The 21,813-nt window shown below is 64.0% G+C and carries 21 protein-coding genes and 1 pseudogene; 12 read left to right on the top strand and 10 right to left on the bottom strand.

Translation table 11 applies throughout. The features are described from left to right. Positions 1 to 119: 119 nt before the first annotated feature. The 3 genes from N430_RS14455 to N430_RS14445 form a co-directional block, all read right to left on the bottom strand. On the bottom strand, positions 120 to 1,361 hold the full coding sequence (locus N430_RS14455; protein WP_110637714.1) for a TIGR03862 family flavoprotein: 1,242 nt from the start codon (positions 1,359 to 1,361) through the stop codon (positions 120 to 122). A gap of 149 nt (positions 1,362 to 1,510) precedes the next feature. Further along, positions 1,511 to 2,425: a histone deacetylase gene (locus N430_RS14450; protein ID WP_110637713.1), complete on the bottom strand. Its 915-nt coding sequence runs from the start codon at positions 2,423 to 2,425 to the stop codon at positions 1,511 to 1,513. Between the two features lie 38 nt (positions 2,426 to 2,463). Then, positions 2,464 to 3,150: a histidine phosphatase family protein gene (locus N430_RS14445; protein ID WP_110637712.1), complete on the bottom strand. Its 687-nt coding sequence runs from the start codon at positions 3,148 to 3,150 to the stop codon at positions 2,464 to 2,466. Positions 3,151 to 3,317: 167 nt separating this feature from the next. On the opposite strand from N430_RS14445, the gene N430_RS14440 reads away from it, so the two are divergent. From N430_RS14440 to N430_RS14410, 7 genes are all read left to right on the top strand, one after another. Then, complete coding sequence (locus tag N430_RS14440) at positions 3,318 to 3,890, top strand: GNAT family N-acetyltransferase (protein WP_110637711.1); 573 nt, start codon at positions 3,318 to 3,320, stop codon at positions 3,888 to 3,890. Between the two features lie 154 nt (positions 3,891 to 4,044). Then, positions 4,045 to 4,914: an acyl-CoA thioesterase II gene (gene tesB, locus N430_RS14435; protein WP_110637710.1), complete on the top strand. Its 870-nt coding sequence runs from the start codon at positions 4,045 to 4,047 to the stop codon at positions 4,912 to 4,914. Next, the gene (locus tag N430_RS14430) at positions 4,911 to 5,501 is read left to right on the top strand and encodes an HAD family hydrolase (protein WP_110637709.1); all 591 of its coding nucleotides are present in this window, start codon (positions 4,911 to 4,913) and stop codon (positions 5,499 to 5,501) included. The genes tesB and N430_RS14430 overlap by 4 nt, the downstream gene beginning before the upstream one ends. A gap of 164 nt (positions 5,502 to 5,665) precedes the next feature. Then, entirely contained in the window at positions 5,666 to 6,676 is a 1,011-nt protein-coding gene (locus tag N430_RS14425) for an NAD(P)-dependent alcohol dehydrogenase (RefSeq protein WP_110637708.1), read from the top strand. Positions 6,677 to 6,789: 113 nt separating this feature from the next. Continuing rightward, the gene (locus tag N430_RS14420) at positions 6,790 to 7,905 is read left to right on the top strand and encodes an ABC transporter substrate-binding protein (protein ID WP_110637707.1); all 1,116 of its coding nucleotides are present in this window, start codon (positions 6,790 to 6,792) and stop codon (positions 7,903 to 7,905) included. Further along, positions 7,902 to 8,963, top strand: coding sequence for an iron ABC transporter permease (locus tag N430_RS14415; protein ID WP_218278057.1), 1,062 nt, complete (start codon positions 7,902 to 7,904; stop codon positions 8,961 to 8,963). Before N430_RS14420 ends, N430_RS14415 begins: the two co-directional genes overlap by 4 nt. Further along, a complete protein-coding gene (locus N430_RS14410; protein ID WP_110637706.1) occupies positions 8,960 to 9,721 on the top strand; it encodes an ABC transporter ATP-binding protein in 762 nt (253 codons plus the stop codon). Before N430_RS14415 ends, N430_RS14410 begins: the two co-directional genes overlap by 4 nt. 163 nt (positions 9,722 to 9,884) lie before the next feature. Here the strand turns inward: N430_RS14410 and N430_RS14405 are convergent, their stop codons facing one another. Beyond that, a complete protein-coding gene (locus tag N430_RS14405) occupies positions 9,885 to 10,583 on the bottom strand; it encodes a FadR/GntR family transcriptional regulator (protein WP_110637705.1) in 699 nt (232 codons plus the stop codon). A gap of 259 nt (positions 10,584 to 10,842) precedes the next feature. Between N430_RS14405 and N430_RS14400 the strand changes: the two genes are divergently transcribed. Both N430_RS14400 and gudD read left to right on the top strand, forming a co-directional pair. After that, positions 10,843 to 12,195: an MFS transporter gene (locus N430_RS14400; protein ID WP_110637704.1), complete on the top strand. Its 1,353-nt coding sequence runs from the start codon at positions 10,843 to 10,845 to the stop codon at positions 12,193 to 12,195. A 19-nt stretch (positions 12,196 to 12,214) separates the two neighbouring features. Next, entirely contained in the window at positions 12,215 to 13,570 is a 1,356-nt protein-coding gene (gene gudD / locus N430_RS14395) for a glucarate dehydratase (RefSeq protein WP_110637703.1), read from the top strand. Between the two features lie 93 nt (positions 13,571 to 13,663). Here the strand turns inward: gudD and N430_RS14390 are convergent, their stop codons facing one another. Next, a complete protein-coding gene (locus tag N430_RS14390) occupies positions 13,664 to 14,551 on the bottom strand; it encodes a LysR substrate-binding domain-containing protein (RefSeq protein WP_110637702.1) in 888 nt (295 codons plus the stop codon). 99 nt (positions 14,552 to 14,650) lie between these two features. Here N430_RS14390 and N430_RS14385 point away from each other — a divergent pair, with 99 nt between their 5' ends. From N430_RS14385 to gabP, 3 genes are all read left to right on the top strand, one after another. Continuing rightward, on the top strand, positions 14,651 to 15,601 hold the full coding sequence (locus tag N430_RS14385) for a 2-hydroxyacid dehydrogenase (protein WP_110637701.1): 951 nt from the start codon (positions 14,651 to 14,653) through the stop codon (positions 15,599 to 15,601). 116 nt (positions 15,602 to 15,717) lie between these two features. Continuing rightward, the gene (locus tag N430_RS14380; RefSeq protein ID WP_110637700.1) at positions 15,718 to 17,061 is read left to right on the top strand and encodes an MFS transporter; all 1,344 of its coding nucleotides are present in this window, start codon (positions 15,718 to 15,720) and stop codon (positions 17,059 to 17,061) included. 365 nt (positions 17,062 to 17,426) lie between these two features. Then, on the top strand, positions 17,427 to 18,818 hold the full coding sequence (gene gabP / locus N430_RS14375; protein ID WP_110637699.1) for a GABA permease: 1,392 nt from the start codon (positions 17,427 to 17,429) through the stop codon (positions 18,816 to 18,818). A gap of 158 nt (positions 18,819 to 18,976) precedes the next feature. Here gabP and N430_RS14370 read toward each other — a convergent pair whose 3' ends face one another. From N430_RS14370 to N430_RS14350, 5 genes and pseudogenes are all read right to left on the bottom strand, one after another. Continuing rightward, on the bottom strand, positions 18,977 to 19,840 hold the full coding sequence (locus tag N430_RS14370) for a LysR family transcriptional regulator (protein ID WP_110637698.1): 864 nt from the start codon (positions 19,838 to 19,840) through the stop codon (positions 18,977 to 18,979). Between the two features lie 325 nt (positions 19,841 to 20,165). After that, positions 20,166 to 20,417 carry a DUF3077 domain-containing protein gene (locus N430_RS14365; protein ID WP_110637697.1) on the bottom strand — a complete coding sequence of 84 codons (252 nt, stop codon included), beginning with the start codon at positions 20,415 to 20,417 and terminating at the stop codon, positions 20,166 to 20,168. A gap of 108 nt (positions 20,418 to 20,525) precedes the next feature. Then, entirely contained in the window at positions 20,526 to 20,795 is a 270-nt protein-coding gene (locus tag N430_RS14360) for a DUF3077 domain-containing protein (protein WP_110637696.1), read from the bottom strand. Between the two features lie 62 nt (positions 20,796 to 20,857). After that, positions 20,858 to 21,100, bottom strand: a complete 243-nt coding sequence (locus N430_RS14355; protein ID WP_110637695.1) for a hypothetical protein — start codon at positions 21,098 to 21,100, stop codon at positions 20,858 to 20,860. Positions 21,101 to 21,498: 398 nt separating this feature from the next. Further along, positions 21,499 to 21,813 (bottom strand): annotated as a pseudogene (locus N430_RS14350) (IS4 family transposase); the annotation flags it as partial.

The raw sequence follows: 21,813 nt of genomic DNA, 5'->3' as shown, positions 1-21,813 counted from the left end.
GATACTCGAAGGCTGGTGGGATCCCTGTGGGAGCGGGTTTACCCGCGAAGAACCCAACGCGGTGCATGGCACGGGCTTCGCCCGTGTTCGCGGGTGAACCCGCTCCCACAGGAAGGGGGTTAGCCGTTGGATCTGAGCCAGTTTGCTGCAGCTCGCCCCGCCCGCAATCCGCTCGCAAAGCACGCCGTCAGCAGATACCCCCCTGTCGGCGCCTCCCAGTCCAGCATCTCGCCCGCACAGAACACCCCAGGCATCCGGCGAACCATCAACCCTTCATCCAGCCCTTCGAAACGCACGCCACCGGCACTGCTGATCGCTTCGTCCAGCGGTCGCGTGCGTACCAGTGTGATTGGCAAGGCCTTGATCGCCTGTGCCAGCGCCTGAGGATCAGCAAAGGTCGCCTGATCCGTCAGCTCCCGCAGCAACCCCGCCTTGACCCCGTCGATGCCCAACTGACTGTGCAGATGCTTGGCCATCGAGCGCGACCCGCGTGGCTTGGCCAATGCCTGGGCAATCTTGTCCACAGGCTTGTCCGGCAGCAGGTCGAGCAACAGCCTGGCCTGCCCCTCATGCTCGATGGCCTGGCGCAGCTGCGCCGACCATGCATACACCAGGCTGCCCTCGACGCCCTGTGCGGTGAGGATGAACTCGCCCTTGCGCGGCGCCATGCCCGGCACGCTCAGGGCAATGTTTTTCAGCGGCGCTCCGGCGAACTTGTCCACAAGCACTGGGCTCCAGCCTTCAACCTCGAAACCGCAGTTGCTTGGCCGCAGTGGCGAGATATCCACAGTGCGTTCGGCCAGCAATGGCTGCCAGGCACCGTCGGAGCCCAGTCTTGCCCAGCTGGCGCCACCGAGGGCCAGCACCACGGCGTCGGCCATGACCTGCAATTCACCCTGTGGATAAGCGATCCGCAAGCTACCGTCGGCATTCCAGCCCAGCCAGCGATGGCGGGTGTGGATAACTACGCCGTTGTCACGCAGCCGCTTCAGCCAGGCGCGCAGCAATGGAGCGGCCTTCATGTCGGTCGGGAAAACCCGGCCCGATGTACCCACGAAGGTTTCAATACCCAGCCCGTGAATCCACTGGCGCAGCGCATCGGCATCGAAGTCGCGCAACAATCCGTCGATCTCGCCCTGCCGCTCGGCGTAGCGCGACACGAACTGTGGATAAGCTTCCGAATGGGTGATGTTCATGCCGCCGACGCCGGCCAGCAGGAACTTGCGGCCCACCGATGGCATGGCGTCGAACACTTCCACCGCCAGGCCTGCCTGGGCCATGGCTTCTGCAGCCATCAGGCCAGCTGGGCCGCCACCGATCACGACGGCCAGGGGAGGGGAAGCGGGGGATTTTTCAGACATGGTAGGCAGCAGGCTGTGGAAAAGACTGCACATTCTAGCGCAGCCGGGCCAACGTAAGCACTGAACAAAAAATGATCAATGTTCTGCAGGGCACGCAGGCAAAGGGCTGTAGCGCCTTTCCCGCAGGTTATCCACAAGCGGTTCCACAGTCATTGTGAACAACCGATGACCCGTGCCGCACTGTGGTGAAGAATGCCGTGGCGCCTGGCCAGGGCTTCGCGGTCCTTGCTGTAGCCGCCACCGATTACCCCGACCACCGGGATATCGCGACCCAGGCAGTGGCGCATTACCCGTTCGTCACGCGCTGCCAGGCCCTGGTCGGTGAGTTGCAGGTAGCCCAGGGCATCGTCCTTGTGCACATCGACGCCGGCGTCATACAGCACCAGGTCGGGTTGATACAGCGGCAGCAGGTAGTTCAGCGCATCGTCCACCACCTTCAGGTATGCCGTGTCGCCCATGCCGCGGGGCAGGGGAATGTCCCAGTCACTGTGGGCCTTGCGTGCCGGGAAGTTCTGCTCGCAGTGCAGGGACACGGTGATGGCGTCCGGGGTGTCGTGGAGGATGCGTGCCGTGCCGTCGCCCTGGTGCACATCGCAGTCGAAGATCAATACCCGGTGCACGCGGCCGGCTTCGAGCAGGTAGCGGCTGATAACCGCCAGGTCATTGAAGATGCAGAAGCCGGCCGGGTGGTCGTAGTGGGCGTGGTGGGTGCCGCCGGCCAGGTGGCAGGCGATGCCATGCTGCAGCGCCATCTCGGCGGTCAGCAGCGAGCCGCCCACTGCGCGCACGGTGCGCCGCGCCAGGGCTTCGCTCCAGGGCAGGCCGAGGCGTCGCTGGTCCTCGCGGGACAGTTCGCCGTTCATGTAGCGCTCGATGTAACTGCGGTCATGGGCCAGGGCGAGGATATCGTTGGGGCAGATGTCCGGGCGCAGCAGGGCCTGGTCGGTGGTCAGCCCGCTGCCGACCAGGTGGTCGCGCAGCAGGCGGAACTTGTCCATCGGAAAGCGGTGCTCGGCGGGGAATTCCGGGCTGTAGTCTTCGTGGTAGATCAGCGGCAACGGCATGGGGGCTTCGCAATCAGGGCCAGCGCTGATCTTGCCAGTTATTTCCCCACGCTGGCCAATACGCGTTGCCAGTCTGGCTCGTTCAAGCGTCCAAGGATTCGCGCCTTGCCGTTGGCGTCCACCGAGACGAACAGCGCGCTGGCATAGTTGCTTTCGCGCTCACCACCGGCCACGCGCTGTTGGCGGGCGAAATGGTCGATGCAGCCATTGTGGGTCACCAGCACCAGGTTGTGCCCGGCACGCTTGCGCGCCAGCGCTTCACGGGCGAACTGGTTGTCGCAGCTTTCCAGCCAGCCTTCGCTTGCTACGGATTGGCCAAGGATGAAGTGCGCCGTCTGCTGGGTACGCACTTTGGGGCTGGCGAGCACATCGGCATTGCTCAGGCCCAGTTGCTTCAAGCCTTGGCCGACCCGCGTGGCGGCCTCGCTGCCGGCCACGGTGATGCCGGTGGGGTCGTTCAGGCATGGGCCGGGTGAGCTGTCGCAACGCTCGGCATGGCGGATCATCACGATTACCGCACCATCGGCCCAGTCTTGCAGGAGGCCGCTTTCACTCAACTGCTGCTCGTTGCCAAGGTCCACGATATGGGTCCTCGTCGCCAGCCAGGTGGTCACTGCCGCGATCACCATGCACAGGCCGAGAGCGGCACCAAGGGCTTTGCGTGACATGCGTCGCTTGCGACGGGCGTGGATGGCGGGATGGCCCAAGGTGTTGCTCGGCTGCATGCGTCACTCCAATGGCGCGGCGGTGGTTTGGCGGTATTGTGCTCAGCCGTCTGTCGGGGGCTGGTGAAGGGGTTGTGAAAATTGCATTCTGGGCGCCGTCGGTTGCGTGAAAAACCTGGCCGCGCCTACGCTGTTAAATGCCATCGCGTGAAACCGGAGCTCGTTCCATGACCCCCATCCTCCACCTGGAAAGCGCACGCCTGGTGCTGCGCCAATGGCACGACGACGACCTGCGCGAGTTCGCCGCGCTGTGTGCCGACCCGCAGGTGATGCGCTATTTCCCGGCGCCGATGACGCGGCTGGAAGCGGCGGCGCTGATCGGCAGGATTCGCGGGCATTTCAACGAGTACGGCTTCGGCCTGTGGGCCCTGGAACGGAAGGATAGCGGGGCTTTCATCGGCATGACGGGTTTGCTCAATGTCAATTTCGACGCGCCGTTCGCCCCGGCGGTGGAGATTGGCTGGCGCCTGGCCCGGCGCCATTGGGGCCTGGGGTTTGCCAGTGAGGCGGCGTGGACCTGCCTGCGTTGTGCTTTCGCCCAATTGCGCGTGGAAGAGGTGGTGTCGTTCACTAGCGAGAGCAACTTGCCGTCGCAGAAAGTCATGCAGGCCATCGGCATGGTCCAGGACGCCAATGGCAGCTTCGACCACCCCCGCCTGCCCATCGGCCACCCGCTGCGCCCCCATGTGCTGTACCGCATTGACCGCGCGCATTGGGAGCAGACCCTGCGCACTGAATGAGCCGCCATGCACGGCGTTGATGACAAACCCTGTATCATTTCTCTATCTACACGATCTGCAAGGTGCTCGCCGAAAGATGTTCAGCGCCTGTGAAACCGAGCGCCGCTCACGCGGCGCATCGCGAGCAAGCTCGCTCCTACAAGGAGAACCCCCGATGAGTCATGTGTTGGACGACCTGGTCGACCTGTTGAGCCTCGAGTCGATCGAGGAGAACCTGTTCCGTGGCCGCAGCCAGGACCTGGGCTTCCGCCAGCTGTACGGTGGCCAGGTGCTGGGCCAGTCGCTGTCGGCAGCCAGCCAGACGGTCGAGGATGCGCGCCATGTGCATTCGTTGCACGGTTACTTCCTGCGCCCGGGCGACGCCAGCCTGCCGGTGGTCTATTCGGTCGACCGCGTGCGTGACGGCGGCAGCTTCAGCACCCGGCGGGTGACGGCGATCCAGAAGGGCCAACCGATCTTCACCTGCAGCGCGTCGTTTCAGTACGACGAGGAAGGCTTCGAGCACCAGGCGCAGATGCCCGATGTGGTCGGCCCGGAAAACCTGCCGACCGAAGTCGAGCTGGCCAGTGCCCATGCCGACAAGCTGCCTGAGCGTATCCGCGACAAGGTGCTGTGCGCCAAGCCGATCGAGATCCGCCCGGTGACCGAGCGTGACCCGTTCAACCCCCAGCCCGGCGACCCGGTGAAGTACGCCTGGTTCCGCGCCGACGGCACACTCCCTGACGTACCTGCACTGCACAAGTACTTGCTGGCCTACGCCTCCGATTTCGGCCTGCTGACCACTTCGCTGCTGCCCCATGGCAAGTCGGTGTGGCAGCGCGACATGCAGATCGCCAGCCTCGACCATTCGCTGTGGTTCCACCGCAACCTGCGCGCCGATGAGTGGCTGCTGTACGCCACCGACAGCCCGTGGGCCGGCAATGCCCGTGGCTTCTGCCGCGGCAGTATCTTCAACCGCGCCGGCCAGCTGGTGGCCTCGTCGACCCAGGAAGGCCTGATTCGCCACCGCAAGGATTGGGCATGAGCCTGGGCGAAATCCGTAACTGGGTGTTCGACATGGACGGCACCCTGACCGTGGCGGTGCACGATTTTGCCGCCATCCGCGTCGCCCTGGATATCCCGGCCGAGCACGACATCCTCACCCACTTGGCGGCGCTGCCGGCGGCAGAAGCGGCGGCCAAGCATGCCTGGCTGCTTGAGCACGAACGCGACCTGGCGATTGCCTCGACTGCCGCTATCGGGGCGGTGGAGCTGGTGCGTGAGCTGGCCGAACGTGGTTGCCGCCTGGGCATCCTGACTCGCAATGCGCGGGAACTGGCACATGTGACGCTTGAGGCAATCGGCCTGGCGGACTGCTTTGCGGTCGAGCACATTCTTGGGCGCGATGAGGCTGAGCCGAAGCCGAGCCCGGATGGATTGTTGAAGATTGCCAGCGCTTGGGGTGTGGCGCCCGGCGAGCTGGTGATGGTCGGGGATTACCGCTTTGACCTGGACTGTGGGCGGGCTGCTGGGGCGCGCACAGTGCTGGTGAACTTGCCGGATAACCCATGGCCGGAGCTGGTGGATTGGCATGCAGCAGATTGCCGGGCATTGCGGGTGATGCTGGGCTGAATTATCTGATGTCTGTGCTGGCCTCTTCGCGGGGCAAGCCCGCTCCTACAGGATTACCGCAGGCTCAGACTCTGTACGATACCTGTAGGAGCGGGCTTGTCCCGCGAAAGGGCCGCTACTGGCTATGCTGAACCCCAGTCTTTCCTCTGAATGGAGCCTCACTCATGACCAGCAAGGCCATCTATGTGCAACCCGGCGGCGGCTACGACAAGGTCGAAGTCGGTACCTGCGAGGCCCCAGCGCCCAAGGCCGGCGAGATCACCGTACAACTGCATGCCAGCTCCCTCAACTATCACGACTTCGCCGTTGTCAGCGGCATGTGGGGCCCGAGCGAGCGACGCATTCCCATGGCCGATGGCGCTGGCGAAGTGGTCGCGGTCGGTGCAGGCGTGAGTGAATTCAAGGTCGGCGACAACGTCGTCAGCACCTTCTTCCCCGACTGGCTAGATGGCCAGGCCAACGTCGAAGGCTTTGGCCGGGTGCCGGGCGATGGCATCGATGGTTATGCCCGCGAACAGGTCACGGCTGCGGCCACCTCGTTCACCCTGGCACCCCAGGGCTTCAGCCACGCCGAGGCTGCGACCCTGACTACGGCCGGCCTCACCGCCTGGCGCACCTTGATGAGCGATGACCACCTCAAGCCCGGCGACACGGTGCTGGTGCAGGGCACCGGCGGTGTGTCGATCTTCTCCCTGCAGTTCGCCAAGCTGGCAGGGGCCACGGTCATCGCCACGTCGTCCAGCGACGCCAAGCTCGAACGCCTGAAAGCCCTCGGCGCCGACCACCTGATCAATTACAAGAGCACCCCGGCCTGGGGCGAGAAGGCGCGAGAGCTCACGGGCAATCGCGGCGTCGATCATGTGATCGAAGTGGGCGGGCCGGCGACCCTGGAACAGTCGATGATCGCCGCGCGCATCGGTGGGCACGTGTCGCTGATCGGCATTCTTACCGGCGTGGCCGGGCAGCTGCCGCTGGTGCAGGCACTGGTGCGGCAGATCCGCCTGCAAGGTGTGCTGGTGGGCAGCCGTGCGCAGCAGCAGGCGATGGTGCGGGCGATCGATGCCAACGGCTTGCGGCCGGTGGTGGACAAGCATTTCGAGCTGGAGCAGATCGTCGAGGCGTTCCGCTATCAGGAGAGCAACCGGCATTTCGGCAAGATTTGCCTGACCTGGTGAAACTGTAACGAGCGTCCGACAAGCCAATACATTTGCGCACATCGGCAGGGGAAGGCGGCTGGCTAGAATGCCCCGCTTCAGATGCGACTGATTCTCTTCAAGAGGATTCCCCGATGTGCTTTCTTCGTTGTATTCGGCAGCGCCTGCTGCTTGCCCTGGTGGTGCTGGCGACCACTGCCGGCTTTGCGCAAACCGCCAGTGCCCTGCAAGTGACCGACGTGCTCGGGCGCAAGGTCGAAGTCGAGCATGCGCCACAGCGCATCGTGCTCGGTGAGGGGCGGCTGTTCTTCGCCCTGGCGCTGCTCGACCGTGACAACCCGTTCCAGCGCGTGGTCGGTTGGCAGAACGACATGCGCTTGCTCGACCCGCATACCTATGACGTGTACGCCAAGCTGTACCCGCAGGTGGCCAAGCTGCCATTGATCGGCCAGGCCTCCGAGCAGAGCGTCAGTGCCGAGCAGATTCTCGCGCTCAAGCCGGACCTGGCGATCTTCAGCATCGCCGGCGAAGGCCCGACCCAGCACAGCCCGGTGGCCGACCTGCTGGAAAAGGCCGGGGTGCCGGTGCTGTTCGTCGACTTCCGCGTGCACCCGATCCGTAACACTCGGGTCAGCATGCAAGCGCTGGGCACCCTGCTCGGGCGTGAACAGCAGGCGCAGGAATACCTGAGCCTGTACGACCGTCACCTCAAGCACATCACCGACAGCGTGGCCTCGCTAAAACCCAGTGAGCGGCCGAAAGTGTTTCTCGAACTGCTGGCGGGCGTGTGGCAGGCACCGGGGCATACCACCGGCAAGAGCGGCCTGGGCAGCGTGGTCGAGGCAGTCGGCGGGCACAACATCGGCGCTGACGTGGTGCCGGGCGCGTTGGGCGACGTCAGTGTCGAATACGTGCTGCAAGCCGACCCGGACGTGTACATCGCCACCGGCAACCGTGCGCCGGGCGTGCTGCTGGGCGCGGGTGTATCCACCGAGACTGCCCGCCAGAGCCTGGCGAAGATCACCGCACGCCCCGAGTTCGCGCCGCTGCGGCCGATCCAGGCCGGGCAGGCCCACGGTCTGTGGCATGACTTCTACAACTCGCCGTTCAACATCCTCGCGATCGAAGCCATGGCGCGTTGGGTGCATCCCGAGCGCTTCGAGGATGTCGACCCGCAGGCGACCATGGGCGAAATCAACCGCATGCTGAAGGTAGGCCTGGACGGCCAGTACTGGGTCGACGCCAAGTGACTGCGCTGGCGCAGGAAGGCGCGGCACTCGCCGCCTGGCATTACCGCCGCCTGCTCTGGCGGCGGGCCTTGCTGGTGTTCGCGCTGGCGCTGCTGTTGCTGTTGTCGGTACTCGGAGACCTGGCCAGCGGTGCCTCGGGCATGGGCCTGGGGCAACTGCTGCAGGGCATCTTCGACCCGGCGACGCTGAGCGCCACCGAGCGGGTGATCATCTGGAACGTGCGCCTGCCGTACTCGCTCATGGCGGTGCTGGTGGGCGCGGCCTTGGCGCTCGCTGGCGCCGAGATGCAGGCGATCCTCGACAACCCGCTGGCCAGCCCCTTCACCCTCGGCGTGTCGTCATCGGCGGCGCTCGGTGCATCGCTGGCGATCGCCTATCCACTGGGTATCGCCTGGCTGGCGCCGAGCGCGCAGGTGACGGTGATGGCCTTCGTCTTCGCCTGCCTGTCGGTGGTGTTGCTGCAGGCCATGTCGCGCTTGCGTGGTGCAGGGGTGGAGAGCCTGGTGCTGTTCGGCATCGCCCTGGTGTTCAGCTGCAATGCGCTGGTCTCGCTGCTGCAGTTGCTGGCCACCGAGGACGTGCTGCAGCAACTGGTGTTCTGGACCTTGGGCAGCCTGGCCCGGGCCGACTGGCAGAAGCTCGGCATCCTCGCCCTGGTGCTGGCGCTGTTGTTGCCGTTCTCGCTGCGCGCCGCGCCGGCCATGACCTTGCTGCGCATGGGCGAGGACCGCGCACGCAGCTTTGGCGTGGATACCCGGCGCCTGCGCTTTGCCTCGCTGCTGCGCATCAGCCTGCTGTCGGCCACGGCCGTGGCGTTCGTCGGCACCATCGGTTTCGTCGGCCTGGTCGGGCCGCATATCGCCCGTTTGCTGGTCGGTGAGGACCAACGCTTTCTGCTGCCGGCCAGTGCGCTGGTGGGAGCGTTGATGCTGTCGTTGTCGTCGCTTGCCAGCAAGTTGATCCTACCCGGGGTGATCGTGCCGGTGGGCATCGTAACGGCGTTGGTCGGGGTGCCGGTGTTCGTGCTGCTGGTGTTCCGCCGGGGGAGAAAATTGTGAGCCTGTTGATCGATGAAGTGGCGGTCGCCTATGGCGCGCGGCAGATCCTGCACGGGGTGAGCTTGCCTGAGCTGCCGGCCGGTAGCCTGGTGGCGCTGGTCGGTCCCAACGGCGCGGGCAAATCGACCTTGCTGCGGGCGCTGGCGGGGCTGGAGCGGATGAAGGGCGGCTTGAGCCTGGATGGCCAGGACGTGACCCGGCTGAGCTTTGCCGAGCGCTCGCGGCGGCTGGCCTACATGCCCCAGCAACTGCCCCCGGGGATTGCCCTTGGAGTGCTGGAAAGCATTGTCGCGGCGCTGCGCGTGAGTGGTGCGGCTGACCTGCTTGGCAACGCCTACGAGGCATTGCGCCAGCTCGGTATCGAGGCGCTGGCCGAGCGCTCGCTCGACAGCCTGTCCGGTGGCCAGCGGCAACTGGTGGCACTGGCGCAGCTGATGGCGCGCAATCCGCAGGTGCTGCTGCTCGATGAGCCGACCAGTGCGCTGGACCTGCATTACCAGTTGCGGGTGATGGGCGCGGTGCGCGAGCGGGTGGTGGCGCATCGGTTGCTGGCGGTGGCGGTGTTGCATGACATCAATCTGGCGGCCAGCCATGCCGATTGGCTGGTGGTGTTGCGCGGGGGCAGGGTGGTGGCGTGCGGGGCGCCGGAGGAGGTGCTGCAGCCTGAGCTGCTGGCTGAGGTGTATGGCGTCGCGGCGCGGGTCGAGCGCTGTTCGAAGGGGCGATTGCAGGTGCTGGTGGATCGGGCGTTGGCCTGATCTCTGAGTTGACACGGTCACTGTGGGAGCGGCCTTGCGTCGCGAAAGGGCCGCAAAGCGGCCCCCTGCCTTTTGTTCTGCCGCTGAGATCGAGGGGCTGCTGCGCAGCCCTTTCGCGACACAAGGCCGCTCCCACAAGGGATAGCGCAAGTCCCGACAGTGATCAGTCCGGCAGCAGGCGATCCCGGCTGTTGGACAGGTGCAGGCAGATCGCCGCCCGCGCCGCGTCGGGGTCCTGGCGACGGATGGCATTGAGGATCGCCTCATGCTCGAGGTTGGCCAGGTACGCATGCCGCGCCAGCTTGGCCCCGGTGCGTTCGGCCAGGGCCATGCGGTTACGCGGGATCAGGCCGTTGCCCAGCTGCGCCATCATCTCGCTGAAATACAGGTTGCCGGTGGCCTCGGCGATCAACAGGTGGAAGCGCCGGTCCGCTTCGATGCAGCTGTCACCGGCAGCCGCCAGGTCCTGATAGTCATCCAGCGCCTTGCGCATGCGTGCCAGCTGCTCGTCACTGCGGCGCACGGCCGCCAGGGCCGCCGCCTGGCCCTCCAGGCCGATGCGCAGCTCCAGCAGGTCGCGCACACTCGCGGCATTCTCCGCCCCCACGCGCAAACCCGCCTGGCCCTGGCGCTCCATCACGAAAGTGCCGATGCCATGGCGCGGTTCCACCAGGCCTGAGGCCTGCAGCTTCGACAGCGCTTCGCGGACCACGGTGCGGCTGACGCCATGCTCGCGCACCAGGGTGTTCTCCGACGGCAGCTTGTCCCCCGGCTTGAAGGTGCCCAGCAGGATCTGCTGGGTCAGGCTCGACACCAGGTCATGGGCGCGGCTGTGGCTGCGTTTGGCGGGGGAAGTATCCATGGGGAGTTCCAGGGTAAGGTACTTGTACGACAAGTTAACCGATAAAAATATTTTTTGCCTGGTTTTTCCCTGCACGGTACAGGGCCGTTAATTACGTTGTCGTCATGTTCGACGCCATCTTGCTATTTATATGCTTGTATTTTGCTGTTTAGGCGACATTCGGCATCTTGTCGTACAACCTTGCTGCGCATATGCTCCATCCCACTGTCATGTCAGACAACTTCGACCCGCACAAAAACAATTAGTGGGAGATCCACAAGTGAACGACACCCTCGCTCCGTCTGCCCGGAATGAAGGCGACGCTTTGGCCAGTGCCGTGGCCAAGGTCAAGCGCCACGTCCTGCCGCTGTTCGTCATCATGTTCATCGTCAACTACCTCGACCGCGTCAACATCGGCTTCGTCCGCCCGCACCTGGAAAGCGACCTGGGCATCAGTGCCGCCGCCTTTGGTTTCGGCGCCGGGCTGTTCTTCATCGGCTACGCGCTGTTCGAGGTGCCCTCGAACATGCTGCTGCAAAAGGTCGGTGCGCGGTTGTGGCTGACCCGCATCATGTTCACCTGGGGCCTGGTGGCCACCGCCATGGCCTTCGTCCAGAACGAAACCCAGTTCTACGTGCTGCGCTTTTTGCTGGGTGTGGCCGAGGCGGGCTTCTTCCCTGGCGTGATCTACTACTTCACCCGCTGGCTGCCGGCCGTCGAGCGCGGCAAGGCGATCGCCATCTTCCTCAGCGGCTCTGCCTTGGCGTCGCTGATTTCCGGGCCGCTGGCCGGCGCGCTGATGCAGATCCAGGGCCTGGGTCTGTACGGCTGGCAGTGGATGCTGTTCATCGAAGGCATGGCCTCGGTGACCCTGTGCTTCTTCGTGTTCTTCTGGCTCGACTCCAAGCCGCAGGATGCCAAGTGGCTGAGCCAGGCCGAGCAGGAGGCGCTGGTGGCGACCATCGACCGTGAGCAGCAAGAGCGTGAAGCGGTTGGCGCGGTGAAGCCTTCGGCGTGGAGCCTGCTCAAGGACCGCCAGATCGTGCTGTTCTGCCTGATCTACTTCTGCATCCAGCTGACCATCTACGCTGCCACCTTCTGGCTGCCAAGCATCATCAAGCGCATGGGCGACCTCAGCGACCTGCAGGTCGGCTTCTTCAACTCGATCCCGTGGCTGATCTCGATCATCGCCATGTATGCCTTCGCCGCGGGTTCCACACGCTGGAAGTTCCAGCAGGCCTGGGTTGCCGGTGCGTTGATCGTCGCCGCCATCGGCATGTTCATGTCCACCACCGGCGGCCCGGTGTTCGCCTTCGTCGCCGTGTGCTTCGCCGCCATCGGCTTCAAGTCGGCCTCGTCGCTGTTCTGGCCGATTCCGCAGGGCTACCTGGACGCCCGGATCGCCGCGGCCGTGATCGCCCTGATCAACTCGGTCGGCAACCTCGGCGGCTTCGTCGCCCCCACCACCTTCGGCCTGCTCGAACAGCAGACCGGGTCGATCCAGGGCGGGCTGTATGGCCTGGCCGTGACCTCGGTGCTGGCGGCCATCGCCATCTTCTTCGTACGCATTCGCCCGAAGGGCGCTCCCTCTGAAGACCACAAGGCGCCTTCTGCCTTGGGCCAGACCCACTGATGACTGCGAGACAACAACCATGAATATGCAGACCAATCCCGCCGTTCACACCAGCACACCCGTCGTCACCGACCTGCGCGTTATCCCCGTGGCTGGCCACGACAGCATGCTGCTCAACCTCAGTGGCGCCCACGGCCCGTACTTCACCCGCAACGTTGTGGTGTTGCGCGACAGTGCCGGCAACACCGGCCTGGGCGAAGTGCCCGGTGGCGAGAAGATCCGCCAGACCCTGGAAGACGCCCGCAGCCTGGTGGTTGGCCAGCCGATCGGCCACTACCAGCGCGTGCTCAACGCCATGCGCCAGACCTTCGCCAACCGCGACTCCGCCGGCCGTGGCCTGCAGACCTTCGACCTGCGTATCACCGTGCATGCGGTGACCGCCATCGAGTCGGCGCTGCTCGACCTGCTCGGCCAGCACCTCAACGTCCCGATGGCGGCACTGCTGGGTGAAGGCCAGCAGCGCGAGGCAGTGAAGATGCTCGGCTACCTGTTCTACATCGGCGACCGCCAGCAGACCGACCTGGCCTACCGCAACGAAGCCGACGCCGACGACGACTGGTTCCGCCTGCGCCACGAAAAAGCCCTGACCCCGGAAGCGGTGGTGCGCCTGGCCGAGGCCGCCAAGCAGCGCTATGGCTTCAGCGACTTCAAGCTCAAAGGTGGCGTGTTGCGTGGCGAGGAGGAAATGGAGGCGGTGACGGCCCTGGCCGAACGCTTCCCCGAAGCGCGTATCACCCTCGACCCGAACGGCGCCTGGTCGTTGAAAGAAGCCATCGCCCTGTGCCGCGACAAGCACGATGTACTGGCCTACGCCGAAGACCCGTGCGGTGCCGAGAACGGCTACTCGGGCCGTGAGGTGATGGCCGAGTTCCGCCGTGCCACCGGTCTGCCGACGGCCACCAACATGATCGCCACCGACTGGCGGCAGATGGGCCATGCGATCCAGCTGCAGTCGGTGGACATCCCCTTGGCCGACCCGCACTTCTGGACCTTGCAGGGTTCGGTGCGGGTGGCGCAGATGTGCAACGACTGGGGCCTGACCTGGGGTTCGCACTCGAACAACCACTTCGACATTTCGCTGGCGATGTTCACCCAGGTGGCAGCGGCGGCGCCGGGTGAAATCACCGCCATCGATACCCACTGGATCTGGCAGGACGGCCAGCGCCTGACCCGTGAGCCGCTGCGGATCGTCGATGGCCATGTGCGGGTGCCGGCGCGGCCGGGGCTGGGGGTGGAGCTGGATGAAGACCAACTGGCCAAGGCCCATGAGTGCTACCGCAACATGGGGCTAGGGGCGCGGGATGACAGCGTGGCGATGCAGTTTCTGATTCCGGGTTGGAGCTTCGATAACAAGCGGCCTTGCCTGGTGCGTTAAGGCGGCTGGCCCTTTCGCGGGCATGCCCGCTCCCACAGGTACTGCACAAGACCCCTGTGGGAGCGGGCGAGCCCGCGAAGAGGCCAACACCATTTACCCTGCTTCAAAGAATGCCCGCGCCATTGCCACAAAGCTCCCCAGCACCGGGTTCGGGTTATCCCGGCAAAACGCCAGAAAGATCTCCGCCTGCTGCTCCATCCCCACCAACGGCTTGAACACTACCTGCTCCAGGCGCAACGCCTGCGCCGAAGCCGGCACCACCGCACAGCCCAGCCCCACATTGACCAAGCCCAGGATCGAATGCGTCTGCCCCAGCTGATGCAGGTACTGCGGCTGCACCTCGTGCCGGGCAAACAGGTTGGCGATGCGATCATGGAAATAGCGCCCTTCGTTGGCGCTGTACATCACGAACGGCTGCTCATCGAAATCGCTTGGCCTGATCCGCTCGCGTGCCGCCAGCGCATGCCCGGCGGGGAGGGCGGCGACGAAGGGTTCGCGGTGGATCGGCAGGTATTCCACGCGGGCGCTGGGCAGCACCTGGCGCACCAGGCCGACATCGATCAGGCCGGCTTCCAGGTCATGCACCTGGGTGGACGAGACGCGCTCGCTGAGCACCAACTCGATGTCCGGCAAGGTCTGCCCGGCGTGCACCAGCAAGCGCGGGATCATGCTGTAGGCGCCGACGGCGGTGAAGCCCAGGGTCAGGCGGCCAGCTTCGCCATGGGCGATACGCCGCGCCGACTGGCTGGCCGATTCGGCGATTTGCAGGATGCGCCGGGCATCTTCGAGAAAGCTCTGCCCGGCCAAGGTCAGGCGCGCCTGGCGGTTGTTGCGCTCCAGCAACAGCACCCCGAGGGCATGTTCCAGCAGCTGGATCTGCCGGCTCAGCGGCGGCTGGGTCATGTGCAGGCGGGTGGCGGCGCGGCCGAAATGCAGCTCTTCGGCGACGGCGACGAAGCAGCGCAGCTGGTGCAGCTCCATGATTCAATTCCTGAATTATTCGATCCAGCATCTATATTAGACCTGTATCAAATGCGGGCCTAGCATCGAGTCATGTCTTCGAACTGCCGGATGCCCACGATGAACAACAAGCCCATCGACGTGCTGCTGACCCAGCCCGTACCCGAGGCCATCGATGCCCAGCTGGTCAGCGCCTACCAGGTGCATCGGTTGTATCAGCATGACCACCCGCAACAGCTGCTTGCCGAAGTTGGCCCACGCATTCGCGCTGTGGTCACTGGTGGCGCCAAGGGCCTGTCGAACGCGCTGATGGACCAGTTGCCCGCCCTCGAGATCATCGCCATCAGCGGTATCGGCACCGACGCCGTGGACCTGCGCCACGCAGCCAGCCGCGGCATCCACGTCACCACCACGCCGGGCGTGCTCACCGCCGATGTGGCCGATCTGGCCATGGGCCTGATCATCAGCACCCTGCGCCGCCTGGGCGAGGGTGAGCGGTTGGTGCGCGACGGTTTGTGGGGCACGGTGAACCTGCCATTGGCGCGCAAGGTCAGCGGCATCGAACTGGGCATCATCGGGCTGGGCGAGGTGGGCAAGGCCATCGCTCGGCGCGCAGCAGCATTCGACATGCGCATTGCCTACAACGGGCGGCGCGAGCAGCCAGAAACGGGTTATCGCTATGAGGCCAATCTGGTCGAGCTGGCGCGTTCGGTGGATGTGCTGGTGGTGGCGGCTTCTGCCGATGGCGGCCAGGTGCTGGTGACGGCCGAGGTGCTCGATGCGCTGGGGCCGGAGGGGTACCTGGTCAATGTGGCGCGGGGCAAGTTGGTGGATGAAGACGCGCTGGTGGAGGCGTTGCGTGAACAGCGCATTGCCGGGGCCGGGCTGGATGTGTTCGTCGATGAGCCGTATGTGCCGCCTGCGTTGCGTGACCTGAACCAGGTCGCCCTGCAGCCGCATCGCGGCAGCGCCACGCTGCAGACCCGGTTGGAGATGGGGCGCATGGTGCTGAACAACCTTGCAGCCTGTTTTCGAGGCGAGGTGCCGCCGAATCGGGTGATCGACCTATAGGGCCTCTTCGCGGGACAAGCCCGCGAAGAGGCCGGCACAGGCAACACAAGGCCCCAAAGGGCCACACCTTCTCTGTACAAGAACAATCGCTTCCACCGAGAAGCAAGAGGGTCCACATGAACAGCAAATCCGCCGTCGCCGCTTCGCAGGCCGTGGCCGGGACCGGTCGCCATCGCTTCCTGGTCCTGGCGCTGATCTTCGTCATCACCGTCATCAACTACGCCGACCGCGCCACCTTGTCGATCACCGGCACCGAAGTACTAAAGGACCTGGGCCTAGACCCGGTGATGCTGGGCATGATCTTCTCGGCCTTCGCCTGGGCCTACGCCCTGGGCCAGGTCCCCGGCGGCTGGCTGCTCGACCGCTTCGGCGCGCGCCGGGTGTACGGCGTCAGCCTGATCCTCTGGTCACTGTTCACCCTGCTGCAAGGCACGGTCGGCTGGCTGGGGCTGGCGGGTGTTTCGGCGGCGGTGGCGCTGTTTTCCATGCGCTTCATGCTCGGCCTGGTGGAGTCGCCAGCGTTCCCGGCCAACTCGCGCATCGTCAGCTGCTGGTTCCCCACCCGCGAACGCGGTACGGCCTCTGCCTTGTTCAACTCGGCGCAGTACATGGCGGTGGTGGTGTTCGCCCCGCTGATGGCGTGGATGACCCACAGCATGAGCTGGGAGCAGGTGTTCATCTGGATGGGCGTGCTGGGGCTGGTGCTGAGCGTGGTGTGGTTCCGCCTTTATCACGAGCCACACAGCGCACCGGGGCTGAGCCGCGAAGAGCTGGACTACATGCGTGAAGGCGGCGCCCTGGTCGACCTGGAAAAGGAACGCAAGACGGCCAAGAGCAAACCGACCCGCGCCGAGCTTGCGCAGCTGTTCACCAGCCGCAACCTGTGGGCGGTGTACCTGGGCCAGTACTGCATCACCGCGCTCACCTACTTCTTCATCACCTGGTTCCCGATCTACCTGATCAAGGGCCGTGGCATGACCATCATGGAAGCCGGCTGGGTCGCTGCGCTGCCGGCCATCTGCGGCTTTACCGGCGGAATCCTCGGCGGCTTCGTTTCCGACTGCCTGATCCGCCGCGGCGTGCACCCGTCCAAGGCGCGCAAGACCCCGTTCGTGATCGGCATGGCGCTATCCACCAGCCTGGTGCTGGCCAACTATGTGGATGGCAACGCGGCGGTGATCGCCCTGATGACCCTGGCCTTCTTCGGCAAGGGCCTGGCGGCGGTGGGCTGGGCGGTGCTGTCGGATGTAGCGCCGAAGAAGATGGTCGGCCTGTGTGGTGGCGTGTTCAACGGCATCGGCAACATTGCCGGCATCGTCACCCCGCTGGTGATCGGTTACGTGGTCGCCAGCACCGGCTCGTTCCACAACGCACTCTGGTTCGTGGCCGCCCATGGCGTGCTGGGGATCTTCGCTTACCTGTTGCTGGCCAGGCGCTTCGAGCGTACCGGGCAGGCGTAGGCAGACGCCTGAGCAACAGAGGCCCCGGGAGACCGGGGCTTTTTTGTGCCCGGCCGAAACACATCCAAATGAAAAACAAAAGCGTCAGATGGCCCGCTGGCGTGATCGGATATGCCATTCGCGACATCTGGCGTTTATGGAAATGCACTGTCGTGATCGAACAGTTCCGAGGCGTTCTCGTGTAATTTCCCACAGCCTCGCGGGGCTTAAATGAAGCCCGAACCACACCGGCATCTTGCTCTGTGACGTGTGCCAAAGATCAACAACAGCGCACCAGCAACGTGTCGACTTCCTGATTTGAAAGGAGCTATTTTCGCCTACGCCTGCCCGTCCTTCCTTGTGTCAGCAAAAAGAGAACAAGATCAATGAACACCGTGGGATCTGATGGCAACCTTGCACAAGGTTTCAAGCCACGTCATGTAACGATGCTGTCCATTGCGGGCATCATCGGCGCAGGACTTTTCGTAGGCTCCGGGCACGCCATCGCGGCAGCCGGGCCAGCCACCATTCTTTCGTACTTTGTGGCCGGGACCCTGGTGGTACTGGTCATGCGCATGCTCGGCGAAATGGCCGTGGCACACCCGGACACCGGATCGTTCTCCACCTACGCTGACCAGGCCATCGGCCGCTGGGCCGGCTATACCATCGGCTGGTTGTACTGGTGGTTCTGGGTGCTGGTGATTCCGATCGAGGCACTGGCAGCAGGGCATGTGCTCAACGCCTGGTTCCCCGATATCCCCAGCTGGATCTTCGCCCTTGCCTCGGTGTTGTTGCTGGCGGGCACCAACCTGTTCAGCGTGGCCAAGTACGGCGAGTTCGAGTTCTGGTTCGCCATCCTCAAGGTCACCGCGATTCTCGGCTTCATCGGCCTCGGCTTCGCCGCGCTGATGGGCTGGCTACCCAACCGTGAAGTCAGCGGCCTGAGCGGGTTGATCGCCGAGCACGGCGGCTTTGCGCCCAAGGGCTGGTCTGCCGTCATCGGTGCGTTCATCACCGTGATGTTCAGCTTCATCGGTACCGAAGCCGTGACCATTGCCGCGTCCGAGTCCAGCGACCCGTCGCGCAACATTGCCAAGGCCACCCGCTCAGTGATCTGGCGTATCAGCACCTTCTACATCCTGTCGATCTTCGTGATCATCTCAGTGGTGCCGTGGAACGACCCGCAGCTGGCGGTGGTTGGTTCTTACCAGCGCGCGCTGGAAATCATGAACATCCCCAACGCGGCGTTCATGGTCGACCTGGTGGTGCTGGTGGCCGTGACCAGCTGCATGAACTCGTCGATCTACATCGCCTCGCGGATGATGTACTCGCTGGCCAAGCGCGGCGACGCCCCGGCATTCCTCAACAAGACCTCCAAGGTAGGCGTGCCTCGTGCCGCGGTGTTCGGCAGCACCCTGATCGGTGCCGCCATCGCTATCCTCAACTACTTCGCACCCAAGGGCGTGTTCGAGTTCCTGCTGGCCAGCTCTGGCGCCATCGCGCTGCTGGTGTACATGGTCATCGCCATCTCCCAGCTGCGCATGCGCCGCCGCCTGGAGCGCGAGAACACCGAGTTGAAGTTCCGCATGTGGCTGTTCCCGTACCTGACCTGGGCGGTGATCATCTTCATCGCCGGCGCACTGGCGGTGATGATGTTCACCCCAGAGCACCGGGCGGAAGTGAGTTCGACCTTGGGCCTGGCGATCGTGATTTCCTTCCTGGGGATCGTGACCTCGCGGGGCCATGCGCAAACGGTGGGGGCGCGGTCGATGGGGTGATTGAGTTCACCTTGCAACAAGGGCGAGGGCACCAGTGGATGGGTGCCCTTGTTTTTTGTGTCAGCACTGCTGTCACAAGTGCAGCAGAAAAGTAGTCGCACCGGTGGTGCGACAATTGGATAAAAGTCTCACCAGTGGCGAGACAATTTATTCGAGGTCTAGTCGCTTACCAACTCGATGTACCTATTCACAGCTGGCGCTTTCTCGAAGCGCCGATGCACCAGACTCAACCACGAGCTGGCTTGGCAATCGGCAATACGCCGGTAGTTCACCTGCGGCAGGCTGATGCGCTGCACCACAGACTCCGGCACCACCGCAATCCCTCGCCCCAGTGACACCAAGGTAATCACCGCCACCAGGCTGCCAGGTTGCGGCCCCAGCCGTGGGACAAAGCCACCCTGCGCCGCCACCTCCAGCGTGCCGGAAATTTGCTCGGGCAGGATGAAGGTTTCGTTGACCAGGCGCGCTGCCGGAATCTGCGACAGTTCGTTGATCCGCGAACTGGCGGGCAGGGCGAGCACGAAGCCTTCCTGATGCAGGGCGATGGCTTCGAGTTCTTCTGGCAGCTCCATCGGTGAGCGCACATAAGCCAGGTCGAGCAGGCTGTCACGCACCATGCCCGGCAGCTCGGCCATGGGCAGTTCGCGGATGTTCAGACGCACACCGGGGTGTGCGTCGCTGAAGCTGATCACCTGCCGCTGCAACATGCCCGAGTACGCCGCCGACGCCACATAGCCCAGCTCGATACGCCCGCTTTCACCCCGCCCGGCACGCTGCGCGCCGAGCTGCGCGGCATCGAACTGGCGCACCGCCTGTTCGGCTTCGATCAGCAGCGCCTGGCCGGCGGCGGTGAGGTTCACTTCGCGCTGGTTGCGCTCGAACAGCCGCACACCCAGCTCGCGCTCCATGTCCTGAATCTGCCGGCTGAGGGTGGGCGGGGCGATGCCCAGTTGTTCGGCGGCACGGGTGAAGTGACCGTGGCGGGCGACGCAGAGGAAGTAGCGGAAGTGACAGATCTCCATGCGGTGTTACCTGCAGGCTAATGATGCGGTTCCTTGAGGCTAACAAGCTTCGGGGCTGAAGGCATTAAGGTGATTGCAACCTGCAGGGGACCGCTGCGCGGTCCATCGCAGGCAAGCCAGCTCCCACAGGTACAGCGCAAGACGCTAGGGTCACGCTGTACTTGTGGGAGCCGCGCTTGCCGGCGATGGGCTGCAAAGCAGCCCCGGCGATCTGGCAGACAAACGAAAATCGGAGCCCAACGATGCCCTCAGCCCGCTTCACCCTGCTCACCGCCTCCCTGGTCTGCGCCCTGATTGGGCTGCTGACTGCGGGAATATGAGATGTTCACCTTTCAACTTTGTCTAGAAGCACTCGGACCATTTCGTTGAGGTGATGGGAAGCAGCGACCCTGCGATGGTCGCCCAGCATGACTCCGGTGTGGTTGAGATAGCGGGCACAGTTCATGAGTTTCGTCGCTTGCTCTTTGATGGCCATTGCCGAGATCCCGGGGGTGGCGCTGAATAGTTGTTGTGCAAGACCGTAGCGAAACTCGGGATTGCCTGCGTTAAGGGGGGCTGCGGTTTCATTTTTCGGCATGGGGGACTCTCCTGGATGACTGCGCTGGTGGTGAGGTTGCTGGGGCCGCTGTGCGGCCCTTTCGCGACGCAAGGCCGCTCCTACAAAAAAGGCGGCTGCAGGTGGATTTCACGGGGCTTTGGTCATGCCCAACTCGGCGTCGTCCAGTAGGGCTTTTGCTAGGGCGCAGAGGTAGTGCGAGGCCCAGAGCAGTTGGGGTTTGTCTTCCATGAGGCCGTCAATGGACAGGTCGCGAACGTAGCCCATCAGTTCTGATGCCTGCTCGCGGGCGGCTTGGCAGGGGATACCGGCTTCGATGCGGAATAGTGGGTGGGTCTGGTTGTCACCTTGGAAGAAGGTGGTTTTGCCTACGGTGAATCTAGTTTCTTCGGTCGCCATTGTATGATCTCCCTGAAGTCGTAGATGCCTGACCTGGCTGGCCAGGCGGATCATGATGCGGATCAGTGCAGCGTCTGCGGATCGGCGGGCTTCTGGATCTGGGCCAGCGCCGTTTCGAGCAATTTGCGCAAGCTGTCTAGCTCGTGCATTGACGTCATGATCAGCAACGACACTGGTGACTTGGGCTGCATCAGCATTGCCTGCTGGGCGACGGCTTCGGCGCAAAGCGCGTAGTCGGAGGCCATCATCAGCGTGTCTTCCAGGGAGTGGAGGAGGTGGGGTGGATCGGGGACTATCTTCAGCATTGTGCAGGCCTGTTCAGTTAGGGCCGCTACCATCTGCTGTCAAACAGAAAGGTGGCAGCTGTGCATGGGTTGACAGACCGGCGAACAGACCAAAACCGGCGCACACGGGGTGCCCCATGACAGCTGCCATAAAAGGCAAAGCCATGTGGTTAGTTCGGGGCGGCCTGTCAAAGCCGATCGTTGCTTGGCAACGACAAACCGACACTAGTGCTTCGCCCGGAACACCACAATGGCTGGGAGTATCTTTGGGAAATCTCCTACAAGAAAGGGGTTAAATCTGATTTTTTCGCTGCGATTCGAAACAATCTGTAAGGCCCAAGCAGGTGGATTAGATTATCTCAGACACAAAAAAAGACGCCCTAGGGCGTAATGCCAGTCAGTTAAGCTGACTGGCATTTTCATTTTCGGGTCGGGTATTTTGCTGGTCGTTGCTTCACTGCTCTGGGGAACCAACGATCAGGTCGCCGATGAGGTAGGACATACTGCGCTGCTGATGCCTGCAAGTCCGCCAGAAATCCTGGCAGGTTGCCGGGATGATTCAGTGATGTGCCATGCAGCAAGCCCAAAATTGCCCAGCTGCAGGCGGTAAAACTCATTTCGCAGGGATAAACACCTGGGCACTGCCTCGACATCTGAACCATCTGATAGCGCAGCAGGTTGTAGCCCAGCAGCACGCCCCAAAGTTCTTGCGCAATCATCTCTGGTGTCTTGCT

Origin of the sequence: Pseudomonas sp. CC120222-01a (genome assembly GCF_003097235.1) — a bacterium.
Lineage (GTDB): Bacteria > Pseudomonadota > Gammaproteobacteria > Pseudomonadales > Pseudomonadaceae > Aquipseudomonas.
The sequence above is the reverse complement of the archived record's forward strand: the minus strand, read 5'-3'. Positions and strand labels throughout refer to the sequence as shown.

Excerpts from the sequence above, each read along its gene's own strand:
- N430_RS14455 (WP_110637714.1), bottom strand. The coding sequence starts at position 1,361 with ATGTCTGAAAAATCCCCCGCTTCCCCTCCCCTGGCCGTCGTGATCGGT.
- N430_RS14450 (WP_110637713.1), bottom strand. The coding sequence starts at position 2,425 with ATGCCGTTGCCGCTGATCTACCACGAAGACTACAGCCCGGAATTCCCC.
- N430_RS14445 (WP_110637712.1), bottom strand. The coding sequence starts at position 3,150 with ATGCAGCCGAGCAACACCTTGGGCCATCCCGCCATCCACGCCCGTCGC.
- N430_RS14440 (WP_110637711.1), top strand. The coding sequence starts at position 3,318 with ATGACCCCCATCCTCCACCTGGAAAGCGCACGCCTGGTGCTGCGCCAA.
- tesB (WP_110637710.1), top strand. The coding sequence starts at position 4,045 with ATGAGTCATGTGTTGGACGACCTGGTCGACCTGTTGAGCCTCGAGTCG.
- N430_RS14430 (WP_110637709.1), top strand. The coding sequence starts at position 4,911 with ATGAGCCTGGGCGAAATCCGTAACTGGGTGTTCGACATGGACGGCACC.
- N430_RS14425 (WP_110637708.1), top strand. The coding sequence starts at position 5,666 with ATGACCAGCAAGGCCATCTATGTGCAACCCGGCGGCGGCTACGACAAG.
- N430_RS14420 (WP_110637707.1), top strand. The coding sequence starts at position 6,790 with ATGTGCTTTCTTCGTTGTATTCGGCAGCGCCTGCTGCTTGCCCTGGTG.
- N430_RS14405 (WP_110637705.1), bottom strand. The coding sequence starts at position 10,583 with ATGGATACTTCCCCCGCCAAACGCAGCCACAGCCGCGCCCATGACCTG.
- gudD (WP_110637703.1), top strand. The coding sequence starts at position 12,215 with ATGAATATGCAGACCAATCCCGCCGTTCACACCAGCACACCCGTCGTC.
- N430_RS14390 (WP_110637702.1), bottom strand. The coding sequence starts at position 14,551 with ATGGAGCTGCACCAGCTGCGCTGCTTCGTCGCCGTCGCCGAAGAGCTG.
- N430_RS14385 (WP_110637701.1), top strand. The coding sequence starts at position 14,651 with ATGAACAACAAGCCCATCGACGTGCTGCTGACCCAGCCCGTACCCGAG.
- N430_RS14380 (WP_110637700.1), top strand. The coding sequence starts at position 15,718 with ATGAACAGCAAATCCGCCGTCGCCGCTTCGCAGGCCGTGGCCGGGACC.
- gabP (WP_110637699.1), top strand. The coding sequence starts at position 17,427 with ATGAACACCGTGGGATCTGATGGCAACCTTGCACAAGGTTTCAAGCCA.
- N430_RS14370 (WP_110637698.1), bottom strand. The coding sequence starts at position 19,840 with ATGGAGATCTGTCACTTCCGCTACTTCCTCTGCGTCGCCCGCCACGGT.
- N430_RS14365 (WP_110637697.1), bottom strand. The coding sequence starts at position 20,417 with ATGCCGAAAAATGAAACCGCAGCCCCCCTTAACGCAGGCAATCCCGAG.
- N430_RS14360 (WP_110637696.1), bottom strand. The coding sequence starts at position 20,795 with ATGGCGACCGAAGAAACTAGATTCACCGTAGGCAAAACCACCTTCTTC.
- N430_RS14355 (WP_110637695.1), bottom strand. The coding sequence starts at position 21,100 with ATGCTGAAGATAGTCCCCGATCCACCCCACCTCCTCCACTCCCTGGAA.